Origin of the sequence: Promicromonospora kroppenstedtii DSM 19349, from assembly GCF_000515355.1 — a bacterium.
Classification (GTDB): Bacteria; Actinomycetota; Actinomycetes; order Actinomycetales; family Cellulomonadaceae; genus Promicromonospora; species Promicromonospora kroppenstedtii.
This window is the reverse complement of the sequence record NZ_KI911664.1, coordinates 70,724-80,706: the sequence shown is the minus strand read 5'-3', so window position 1 is coordinate 80,706 and position 9,983 is coordinate 70,724. Positions and strand designations below refer to the sequence as shown.

The 9,983-nt window shown below is 73.3% G+C and carries 11 protein-coding genes and 1 pseudogene; 8 read left to right on the top strand and 4 right to left on the bottom strand.

The window, feature by feature from the left end; all coding sequences use genetic code 11:
• Positions 1-201: 201 nt before the first annotated feature.
• Together PROKR_RS12150 and PROKR_RS12145 are read left to right on the top strand one after the other, a co-directional pair.
• On the top strand, positions 202-1,353 hold the full coding sequence (locus PROKR_RS12150; protein ID WP_036963518.1) for a molybdopterin-dependent oxidoreductase: 1,152 nt from the start codon (positions 202-204) through the stop codon (positions 1,351-1,353).
• Entirely contained in the window at positions 1,350-1,703 is a 354-nt protein-coding gene (locus PROKR_RS12145; protein WP_157602030.1) for a hypothetical protein, read from the top strand. The genes PROKR_RS12150 and PROKR_RS12145 overlap by 4 nt, the downstream gene beginning before the upstream one ends.
• A 47-nt stretch (positions 1,704-1,750) precedes the next feature.
• On the opposite strand, the gene PROKR_RS36920 is transcribed toward PROKR_RS12145, so the two are convergent.
• Genes PROKR_RS36920 through PROKR_RS12130 form a run of 3 tightly spaced genes read right to left on the bottom strand, consistent with a single transcriptional unit; the run spans position 1,751 to position 3,743 of the window.
• On the bottom strand, positions 1,751-2,419 hold the full coding sequence (locus tag PROKR_RS36920; protein WP_245605801.1) for a class I SAM-dependent methyltransferase: 669 nt from the start codon (positions 2,417-2,419) through the stop codon (positions 1,751-1,753).
• On the bottom strand, positions 2,416-3,093 hold the full coding sequence (locus PROKR_RS12135) for a TIGR04282 family arsenosugar biosynthesis glycosyltransferase (RefSeq protein WP_051432919.1): 678 nt from the start codon (positions 3,091-3,093) through the stop codon (positions 2,416-2,418). Before PROKR_RS12135 ends, PROKR_RS36920 begins: the two co-directional genes overlap by 4 nt.
• Positions 3,090-3,743: a glycosyltransferase family 2 protein gene (locus PROKR_RS12130; protein WP_036963514.1), complete on the bottom strand. Its 654-nt coding sequence runs from the start codon at positions 3,741-3,743 to the stop codon at positions 3,090-3,092. Before PROKR_RS12130 ends, PROKR_RS12135 begins: the two co-directional genes overlap by 4 nt.
• Positions 3,744-3,877: 134 nt before the next feature.
• Here PROKR_RS12130 and PROKR_RS12125 point away from each other — a divergent pair, with 134 nt between their 5' ends.
• A complete protein-coding gene (locus PROKR_RS12125; protein ID WP_036963512.1) occupies positions 3,878-4,603 on the top strand; it encodes a response regulator transcription factor in 726 nt (241 codons plus the stop codon).
• Positions 4,600-5,724, top strand: a complete 1,125-nt coding sequence (locus PROKR_RS12120) for a sensor histidine kinase (protein ID WP_051432918.1) — start codon at positions 4,600-4,602, stop codon at positions 5,722-5,724. Before PROKR_RS12125 ends, PROKR_RS12120 begins: the two co-directional genes overlap by 4 nt.
• Positions 5,725-5,746: 22 nt before the next feature.
• On the opposite strand, the gene PROKR_RS12115 is transcribed toward PROKR_RS12120, so the two are convergent.
• Positions 5,747-6,757, bottom strand: a complete 1,011-nt coding sequence (locus PROKR_RS12115; RefSeq protein ID WP_036963511.1) for an NAD-dependent epimerase/dehydratase family protein — start codon at positions 6,755-6,757, stop codon at positions 5,747-5,749.
• A gap of 143 nt (positions 6,758-6,900) precedes the next feature.
• Here PROKR_RS12115 and PROKR_RS12110 point away from each other — a divergent pair, with 143 nt between their 5' ends.
• From PROKR_RS12110 to PROKR_RS36915, 4 genes and pseudogenes are all read left to right on the top strand, one after another.
• Positions 6,901-7,701: an S-methyl-5'-thioadenosine phosphorylase gene (locus tag PROKR_RS12110; RefSeq protein WP_036963509.1), complete on the top strand. Its 801-nt coding sequence runs from the start codon at positions 6,901-6,903 to the stop codon at positions 7,699-7,701.
• Entirely contained in the window at positions 7,698-9,581 is a 1,884-nt protein-coding gene (locus PROKR_RS12105; RefSeq protein WP_036963507.1) for a glycoside hydrolase family 15 protein, read from the top strand. Before PROKR_RS12110 ends, PROKR_RS12105 begins: the two co-directional genes overlap by 4 nt.
• A 94-nt stretch (positions 9,582-9,675) precedes the next feature.
• A complete protein-coding gene (locus tag PROKR_RS37840) occupies positions 9,676-9,801 on the top strand; it encodes an alpha/beta fold hydrolase (RefSeq protein WP_281171702.1) in 126 nt (41 codons plus the stop codon).
• Positions 9,798-9,983 (top strand): annotated as a pseudogene (locus PROKR_RS36915) (NADP-dependent oxidoreductase); the annotation flags it as partial. The gene PROKR_RS37840 and the pseudogene PROKR_RS36915, both read left to right, overlap by 4 nt.

The following is a 9,983-nucleotide window of genomic DNA, read 5'->3' as shown; positions in this document are numbered from 1 at the left end:
GGCTGGAGAGGGCCCCGCGGCGGCCCTGCCGGACGTCGCCCGCGGCCGGCCGACCGCTCTGCCCGCGTCCTGGCTGTGGGCCCAGGGCGGCCTGGCCGTCCTGCTCAACACGATCCTGGAGTCACCATGGTGAGACGTCCGTTGTCCGACATCCGTCCGGCGTGGCTACGACTACCCGAACCGAGCGACTTCCGGTCGCCGGTGCACGACCAACGGGTGGTCGCCCGCCTGGGCGTGTACCTCGGTGGGGCGATCCTGATCCTGTTCGTCACCGGCTTGGTCTCGCACCTGCACCAGCACCCCGTCTCGTGGCTGCCCTTCGGACCGGAACCGGCCTGGGCCTACCGGCTCAACCAGGGCCTGCACGTCGCGGTGGGCTTCGCCAGCCTGCCCCTGGTCCTCGCCAAGCTCTACACGGTCTACCCGCAGTTCTTCGTCCGGCCCCCGGTCACCGGATGGAAGCACGCGCTCGAGCGCGCGTCGGTAGGCGTGCTCGTGGCGTCGACCGTCTTCCAGGTCGTGACCGGCATCCTGAACGTCTTCAAGCTCTACGTCTTCGGTTTCAGCTTCACGACCGTCCACTACGCCACGGCCTGGCTCGCGTTCGGAGCGGCCCTGGTGCACGTGGGGATCAAGCTCCCGGTGGTGGTCCGGTCCCTCGCTGCCGGCGCCCGCGACCTCGACGCCGCCCGCCCCGGCCCTGACAGCCCGCCGAACGGTGACACCGCCGACGGCACGACCGGGGACGGCACGACCCGACGCGGGTTCCTCGGGTCGGTGGCCGTCGCCGCCCTGTTCGTCACGGCACTGACGGTGGGACAGACCGTCACCCCGCTGCGCGCCATCGCCCTGCTGGCACCACGCGACCCGCTCGACGGTCCGCAGGGCCTGGCCGTCAACAAGACGGCGAGGGCCGCGCGGGTCGAGGAGCTGGCGACCGACCCGGACTGGGCGCTGGAGCTGGTCGGGCCCGGCGGGACCACGCACCTGACGCGCGCGGACCTGCTGGCCATGAGCCAGCACGAGGCGGTGCTGCCGATCGCCTGCGTGGAGGGCTGGAGCGCCACGGCGCGGTGGACCGGCGTCCGGATACGGGACCTCGCGACCCTGTCCGGCGGGCAGCCCGACGACCCCGTCCACGTGGTGAGCCTGCAACCCGCGGGTACCTTCTACTCGACCTCCGACCTGCCGGGTGCCTACGTCGCCCACGACGACACCCTCCTGGCCCTCACCCTGGCCGGGGAGGACCTCGACCTGGACCACGGCTTCCCCGCGCGGATCATCGCGCCCAACCGTCCGGGGGTGCTGCAGACCAAGTGGGTCTCGCGCCTCGTCGTCGGGAACCCGACGTGAGCGCGGCGACGTGGACGCGCCGGGTGCTGGTCATGGCCGGCGTCGCCTGCATGGGCTGGTGGGCCTGGTTGGCGCTCACCTCGATCCCGGCGCAGTGGTGGCTGCCCTGGGGCATCTGGCTGGCCGGGTCCGTGGCGCTGAACGACGCCGTCATCGCCCCGCTGGTGATCGTGCTCGGCTGGCTCGTGCTGGTCCGCCTGCCGGCGCTCGTGCGCACGCGGTCCGAGGGACGGGTCCGCGCGAGCGGCCCGGCGAACGTCTGGGCCGGCGTCGCCCTTCGGGGAGCCGTCATGGTGCTCGGTACGCTGCTGCTGGTGTGGCTCGTGGCACTCTGGAGCGCGAACCGCTGAGGGAAGGAGCGCGTCCGGACCGTCGCGGCGGACGTCCGGACGTGCCCTCAGCCCTGCTCGACGGCGCCTGGCGTGCGCACCGAGACCACCACCCGGCCGGCCAGCTCCCACTCCTCCGAGACGATCATCCCGAGCTCACCACCGAGCGTCCGCAGCACCCGGCTGCCCGCACGCGCCCACGGCATCGGACGGGAACGTCGTCCGTCCTCGGCGTGCAGCACCAACGGCCCGGAGATGTCCGTGTCGGGGTCGGGATCGGCCTCCACGAGCAACAGGCCGCCCGGCCGGGCCAGGTCGCGGCAGCGCTCCAGCAGGGCGCGCGGATCACCACCGATGCCGATGTTGCCGTCCGCCAGCAGCACGGTCCCCCAACGCCCCTCCCCCGGGAGCGGCCCCTCGACGGCACGCCGCAGCGCCACGGCACCGCGGGCCCTCGCCCGGCGCACCGCCGCATGCGAGACGTCGATACCGAGCGCGGGTACCCCGCGGGCCGCCAGCGCCGCGGCGAACCGCCCCGGTCCACACCCCACGTCCAGCACCGGCCCCTCGCACAGCGCGACGATCGCTTCGTCCACGGCGTCCCGTTCCGCGGTCCAGGCCTCGACGTCCACCGGCACGGGGTCGGAGACGTGTGTCGCGGTCACCAGCAACCCCCTCAGTGCCGCCTCGAAGAGGATCAACGGGCTCACCGGGTCGGGCGAGGCGGTAGCAGTCACGCGCGGCCCTCCGCGACGTCTCCGGCCGACACCCGGTGCGCTACCCCGGACCACGTGCGGGCGAACCGCGTCCCGGGCGCCGCCCGGGCCACGGCGGCTGCGTCGCGCACCGTGTCGACGTCGCGCAGCGTAGGCAGGAGCCGGACCGTGAGCCCCGCTCCCCGCAGCCGTGCGAGCTGCGCCTCCCCGGTCACCGGTTCGGACATCGGCACGCCGTGGAACAGCGCGGGGTCCGCTTGCCGCAGACCGACTGCCCAGTACCCACCGTCGTCGGCGAGCCCGAGCACCGCGTCGTGCCCGGCGAAGTCCACCGCCGGCAGGACCGGACCGAGCTGCGGCGTGTCCATGCCGACCAGCAGCGCGGGTCCCGGATACCCCTGCGGACCGAGAGCATGGTCGAAGGCCGCGGCGATCCGACGGTCCAGACCACCGCCGACCTGCGGAACCACGACGAAGCCCGGGAGGACCCAGGGGCCCGCCCGGCCGTCCAGCACCAGCAGCCGGCGCACCCCGGGCAGGTCGTCGACCGCCTTCAGCGTGTCCGCGAGCGCCGCCTGCGCCAGCGCGGCGGCCTCCGCGGCCGTCAGGTCTCCGATCAGCCGGGTCTTGACCTTGCCGGGCCGCGGCTCCTTGGCCAGCACCATGACGGTGCGGGGCAATGTCGTGCCGGTCATGATGCCAGCACCTTCGACATGTCCTGGACGGCGTGCCATGCGCCGAGCGGCGTGCCGGTCACCTTCGACCTGCCGCGCCGTCTGCGATACGGCACGTCGACCTCTGCGACACGCCAGCCGGCCTCGGCGGCCGCCACCAGCGTTTCCAGGGGATAGCCGCTGCGTCGGTCACGCAGGCCGAGGGCCCGCAGCGGCTCCCGTCGGGCGGCACGCATCGGCCCGATGTCGTGGACGCGCACGCCGGTACGGCGGCGCACCCGGCGCGCCAGCTCGGCGTTCGCGAGGCGGAGGTGCCACGGCCACGCGCCCGGCTCCGGGCGCCGTCGCCCCAGGACGAGGTCGGTGTGTCCGGAGAGCACCGGTCCGGTGACCCGGGTCAGGTCCTTCGGGTCGAGGCTGGCATCCGCGTCGCAGAACGCGACGACGTCGGCGCTCGCAGCGTCGAGCCCGGCGGAGCAGGCCGCGCCGTAGCCGCGCTGCGGGGCATGGACGACCAGGGCGCCGTGGTCGCGCGCGATGTCGGCTGAACCGTCGGTGGACCCGTTGTCCACGACCACCGCCCGCATCCCGTCCGGGAGCCGCGGCAGCAACCATGCGAGGCCCTCGGCCTCGTCGAGGCAGGGCAGGACGACGTCCACTGTCCGCAACATGATCCTGACGTTAGGCGCCGGGCCGCCGCGTGGGCACGGCGAGGCACCTGACCGATACCTGACGTCCGGCGGGCCGAGGCCCCGACATGGACGAGCGGGCGCCCCGGCCGACCTGCCCTCGATATGGTTTCCGTATGACAAAGGTTCTCGTGGTCGACGACGACGCCCTGGTCGCCTCGAGCGTCGCCGCGTACCTGGCCAAGGCCGGCCACGACCCGCGTACCGCCACCGACGCCGTCGAGGGCGAGCACACGTGGCGCGTGTGGCAGCCGGACGCGGTGGTCCTGGACGTCCTCCTGCCCGGCAGCTCGGGCCTGGAGATGCTGACCCGGCGCCGGCACGACGGGGATGCCACCCCGGTGCTCTTGCTGTCCGGTCTGGCCAGCGCCGATGATCGGGTGATCGGCCTGGAGCACGGTGCCGACGACTACGTGACCAAGCCGTTCGACGCCCGTGAGCTGGTGCTGCGCGTCGAGGCGCTGCTGCGTCGGGGACCGTTCGACGTGCAGCAGGCACCGGTCCGGCTCGAGGCGGGAGGCCTCGAGCTCGACGGGGCCGCTCGCACCGCCAGATACCGGGACAGGGTCGTGGAGCTCACGCCTCGCGAGTTCGCGCTGCTGAGCTTCCTGGCCCAGCGCCCGGGCCATCCGTTCGGCCGCCGGGAGCTGCTGCGCCGCGTCTGGGGCTGGACGTTCGGCGACGACTCGACCGTCATGGTCCACATCCGGCGGCTGCGCAAGAAGCTCGAGGACGACCCGGCTCGCCCGGAGCTGATCGTGAACCTGCGCGGAAGCGGGTACGCGCTGGTGACGGACGCCGACGCGGAAGTCGCTCCGGGACCTCGGGAGACCGTGCGATGACCGACGTCCAGTTCATGGTGCTGGTCACCGTCGCATGCTCGGTCGTGGCCGCGGTCGTGGGGCTGGTCGCGATCCGCGCGGCCCGCCGCAGGTCGCTGATGCTCGCCCTGCTGCTCGCGGCGCTGTTCCCGGTCGCGGCGGTGGTCGCTGCCCTGGCCGTCAACGTGTCGGCCATGTTCATCTCGCCGCACGACGCCTCGGTGGTGTGGCTCGTGCTCGGCACGGCGTCCGTGCTCGAGATCCTGCTGGCCCTGGCGCTGGGCCGGATCGTCGCGCGGGAGGTCCAGCTCGTCGTCGACGGTGCCCGGGAGCTCGGGCAGGTCCCCGCGCTCGACGTGCCCGGCGCCGGTACGTCCCGCTCCGGCGTGGCCGCCCCCGAGACCGCGGAGCTGGCGGCGGTGATGGCCGAGCTGGAGGCCACGCGGGAGCGGCTCTCGGCGTCTCGCGCCGCCGAACGTGCAGCCCGGGACGCGCGGCGGCAGATCCTCGGCTTCGTGAGCCACGACCTGGTCTCTCCGTTGTCGGGCATCCGCGCGGCGACCGACGGGCTGCGCGACGGCATCTTTCCCGACCCGGCGACGGCGCTGGACGGGATCGAGGCGGCGGTGGGCCGGATGTCCCGGATGGTCGGCGACCTGGGCGAGCTGTCCCGGTCGGACGACCTGCCCCGCCGGGCCGAGCCGGGCCTGGTGGACATGGCCGCAGTGCTTCAGGGCGTCCTCGCCCATGCCCGCCCGGCCGCCGCGGAGAACGGGGTGGAGCTCGACGAGTCCGTCGCAGGTGACGTACACGTTCGGGGTGACCAGGACGAGCTGAGCCGCGTCCTGGACAACCTGGTGTCGAACGCGGTCCGGTCGAGCGGGCCCGGCGGCCGCGTGCTGGTCGGGGTGGTGAGCCAGGACGGCTTCGCCCGCCTGTCCGTGCGCGACACGTGCGGCGGGATTCCTGACGACGAGGTGCCGCACATGTTCCGTGCGGGCTTCCAGGGCGGCAAGGCGGGCGGCTCGGGGCTGGGGCTCGCCTTCGTCGACCGGGTGGTCGACGAGCACGGCGGGAAGGTGTCGGTGCGGAGCACCGGGGCCGGCTGCGACGTGGAGGTGCGCCTGCCCGCCGCGGAGTGACGGGGGCAGGACGCACCCGGGCTCAGGCCAGGGTGGCCAGTCCCTCCTCCAGTCCTGTGCGGGCGCGCCAGCCGAGTGCCTGCGCCGCCGCCTCGCTCGACGCGGTGACGTGTCGCACGTCACCGAGCCGGTAGCCGCCGGTCACCACGGGCTCGGGGCCGGCGAGCAGCTTGGACGTGACCTGCGCCATCTCGCCGACGGTGGTCACCACCCCGGACCCGACGTTGAGCGGCACCACTCTGCCCGCCGTACGAGGCTGGGCGACCGCCGCCGCCACAGCACGTGCGACGTCGGTCACGTGGACGAAGTCGCGGCGCTGCTGACCGTCCTCCAGGACGGTTGGCGCCTCGCCGCGTTCCACGGCGGACCGGAACAGCGCGGCGACGCCTGCGTACGGCGTGTCACGGGGCATCCCGGGGCCGTAGACGTTGTGGAACCGCAGGGCAGTGGCACCGGCGCCGGTCTGCCGCGCCCATGCGGCCAGGAGCATCTCGCCGTGGGCCTTGGTCGCGGCGTAGACGTTCCGCGGATCCAGCCGGGCGTCCTCGGTGACCAGGCCGGGCCGCAGCGGTGCCGAACAGACCGGGCACCGCGGCTCGAACAGCCCGGCCTCCAGGTCTTCCGCGCGACGCGGCGACGGCGCGACCTGTCCGTGCTCCCGGCAGTCGTACCGGCCCTCGCCGTAGACGACCATGGAGCTGGCGTACACGATGTGGGGCACCTCCGCGGCACGCAGCAGCACCGCGGTCCCGAGGTCGTTCGAGGACACATAGTCGTCGATGTCGGCCAGGGAGACCCCCAGACCGACCTTCGCCGCCAGGTGCACCACGGCGTCGCACCCGGTCAGAGCCCGTTCCACCGCTCCCGGGTCACGGACGTCGCCGACGACGGTGCGCTCGTCGGCGACCGCCGCTGGACCGTGCACGTCCTCGCGCAGCGAATCGAGCACCACCACGTCGTCCCCCCGCGCGGACAGCTCCGCGACCACCTCCCGGCCGATGAACCCGGCCCCTCCCGTCACCAGCACACGCATCTTCGCTCCGTTCCCTCGACGACTCCTCCGCTGTCGAGTCAACCGCCGCGACCAGGCGAGCGCGAGCGCCCGAACCTGACCGTCTGCTGACGGTCGGCCCGCGGACCCGGCCGGGTGCCGCCGTCCGCCCTAGCCTGGAGCACATGAGCGCACCTATCGGGATCATCGGCGGATCTGGCATGTACGAGCTGCTGACGGAGACGGAACCGGTCGTCGTCGACACCCCTTACGGCCCGCCGTCCCAGGCGCCCGCTCGTGGTGTGCTCGGTGGACGTGAGGTGGTGTTCCTCCCCCGGCACGGCGCCGACCACCGGTTCGCGCCGCACCGCATCCCGTACCGGGCGAACCTCTGGGCCCTCCGTGCGCTGGGAGTCCGGCAGGTCGTGACGTCGTGCGCGGTGGGCGGGCTCGTGCCGGAGCTGGCCGCGGGGACCGTCGTGGTGCCGGACCAGGTGATCGACCGCACGTGGGACCGCGCGCACACGTACTACGACGCCGAGGGTCCGGTGGTGCACGTCCCGTTCGCCGATCCGTACTGCCCGCGCGGTCGCGCCGCCGCCGTGGCCGCGGCACAGGCCGGGCCGCTGCCCGCCGTGGACGGCGGCACGATGGTCGTGATCCAGGGACCCCGGTTCTCGTCCCGGGCGGAGTCGCGACGCAACGCCCGCGACGGCGGGACCGTCGTCAACATGACTGCGATGCCGGAGACGGCGCTGGCTCGTGAGCTGGCCCTGTGCTGTACCACCCTCGCGCTCGTCACGGACGCCGACGCGGGCGTCGAAGGTGGCGAGCACGTGACCCAGGAGGCCGTGCTGGAGCTGTTCGCCGCCAACGTGTCCAAGCTCTCGGGGATCCTGGAGGCCACGGTGGCAGCGCTCCCCGAGGACGAGTGCTCCTGCCAGCAGGTCCTCGACGGCCAGAAGCTGCCGCTCACACTGCCGTGAGCCAGGTCGAGATCGCGGACTACGGGCTGCTGTCGGATCGCCACTCCGCAGCCCTGGTCGGCCGCGACGGCTCGGTCGACTGGCTGGGCTTCCCGCGCTTCGACAGCCCGTCCGTCTTCGGCCGGCTCCTCGATGCCGGGGCCGGGACATGGCGGATCCGGCCGGCCGGCTCCTCCACCACGGACGGCACGGCCGACCATGGCGTCGAGGTCGAGCGAAGCTACGTGCCCGGCACGCTGGTTCTCCGGACGGTCTTCACCACGCCCACGGGATCGGTCGAGCTGACCGACGCACTGGCCGTGACCGACCCCCGGCAGGACGCCGCCGACGTCACCGCGGAGGACCCGCACCAGCTCGGCGAACACGCACCGCACACGATGGTCCGCCGTCTCCGCGGGATCAGCGGAGTGGTCGAGCTCGAGGTGTTGGTACGGCCCCGACCCGAGTACGGGCTGATCGTCCCGCTGCTGACCCGTGTCGACGGAGCGGTGGGCTGCTCCGGCGGCGCGAGCCGGCTCCTGCTCTCCTCGGACGCCGACTGGGCCATCGGCGGCGGCGCGGCGTGGGCGACCGTACGCGTGGCCGCCGGCCGGACGGTCGGATTCGCCCTGCAGCACGCACACCTTTCCGACCCGCCGCTCCGGCCGTACACGCCCGACCAGATCTCTGCGTCCCTGCGGACGACGATAGAGGCCTGGCAGGGCTGGTCCGCCGAGCACCAGACCTACGACGGGCCGTGGCGCGACCTGGTGCTGCAGTCCGGCCGGGTGCTGCAGGGGCTGAGCTACCGGCCGTCCGGGGCGATCGTGGCCGCGGCGACCACCTCGCTCCCCGAGGAGATCGGCGGGGAGCGCAACTGGGACTACCGCTACTCCTGGGTACGCGACGCGAGCTTCACGATGGACGCCCTGTGGGTCGCGGCCTGCCCGCACGAGGCGGACGAGTTCTTCGAGTTCATGGCCGCGGCCGCGGCGCACGGCGCCGGCGGATCGCTGCAGATCATGTACGGCATCGGCGGCGAGCACGACCTCACCGAACGAACGCTGCCCCACCTCTCCGGCTGGCGAGACAGCCGACCGGTCCGGGTCGGCAACGATGCCTGGACGCAACCGCAGCTCGACGTCTACGGCGAGCTGCTCGCCTCCGCGTATCGGCTGCGGCACCAGCTCAAGACCCCGTCCGCGGCGACGCGGAACTTTCTGGTCGGCCTCGCCGACACGGCTGCCGCCCTGTGGGAACAGCCCGACAACGGGATCTGGGAGGTGCGCGGCGAGCCCCGCCATTTCCTCTTCTCCAAGCTCATGTGCTGGGTAGCCCTGGACCGGGCGGCAGCCCTGGCCGGGCAGCTGCGCGCCGAGGACAGGAGCGAGCGTTGGCGGACGGTCGCCGGCGAGATCAGGTCCGCGATCCTCGAGAAGGGATGGAGCCCCGACGTCGGCGCGTTCACCCAGTCGTTCGGTTCATCGGACCTGGACGCATCAGCCCTGATGATCCCCATCGTCGGGTTCCTGCCGGGGGACGATCCTCGAGTGCTGTCCACGATCGACGCCGTCGCCGCCCGGCTGACGGACGACCAGGGCCTGGTCTACCGCTATCGGACCTCGACCGGTGTGGACGGGCTCGCCGGCGAGGAGGGCAGCTTCCTGCTGTGCACGTTCTGGCTGGCCCAGGCCCAGGCCCAGGCGGGACGGCTGGAGCAGGCCACGGCGACGTTCGAGCGGGCCAGCCGCTACGCCAACGACCTCGGGCTGCTCGCCGAGGAGGTCTCCGACGGGGAACTGATCGGCAACTTCCCGCAGGCATTCAGCCACATCGGCCTGATCAACGCCGCCTGGGCGATCCACGAGGCCACCGCAGCCCGGCCCCGGGTCCGGCACTAGGCGACCCACGGATGCGAGTGACAGACCGCACGGTGGACAGTCGAGCTGCCGGCCGTCCACCGGGGGCTTCCGGCTCAGGACAAGGAGCCATGACATGAGCGTCACCACTGCCGTCCCAGGCACACCGACCATCCTCCTGGTGCACGGAGCCTTCGCCGACTCGTCCAGCTGGAACGGTGTCATCGCCACTCTGCTGGCTGACGGGTTTCCCGTGAGGTGACAACCGCCCGGGCACGAGGCGTGCACCTGGCGCCGGTACGCGTCGACCTGCTCCGGAACACCGCGCCCGTTCTGGACCACCAGCGCCGGCTCGTGGAACGCGGGGCTCTCACGCTGCGCGTCGCCGAGGAGCTGCCCGCCGCCGCCGCGGTCACCGCGCACCGGCGGCTCGAGGCGGGCGGC

Bases quoted from the DNA above. Each gene is read 5' to 3' on its own strand.
- PROKR_RS12120 (WP_051432918.1), top strand. From the start codon at position 4,600: ATGACCGACGTCCAGTTCATGGTGCTGGTCACCGTCGCATGCTCGGTC.
- PROKR_RS12110 (WP_036963509.1), top strand. From the start codon at position 6,901: ATGAGCGCACCTATCGGGATCATCGGCGGATCTGGCATGTACGAGCTG.
- PROKR_RS37840 (WP_281171702.1), top strand. From the start codon at position 9,676: ATGAGCGTCACCACTGCCGTCCCAGGCACACCGACCATCCTCCTGGTG.
- PROKR_RS12115 (WP_036963511.1), bottom strand. From the start codon at position 6,757: ATGCGTGTGCTGGTGACGGGAGGGGCCGGGTTCATCGGCCGGGAGGTG.
- PROKR_RS12130 (WP_036963514.1), bottom strand. From the start codon at position 3,743: ATGTTGCGGACAGTGGACGTCGTCCTGCCCTGCCTCGACGAGGCCGAG.
- PROKR_RS12125 (WP_036963512.1), top strand. From the start codon at position 3,878: ATGACAAAGGTTCTCGTGGTCGACGACGACGCCCTGGTCGCCTCGAGC.
- PROKR_RS12135 (WP_051432919.1), bottom strand. From the start codon at position 3,093: ATGACCGGCACGACATTGCCCCGCACCGTCATGGTGCTGGCCAAGGAG.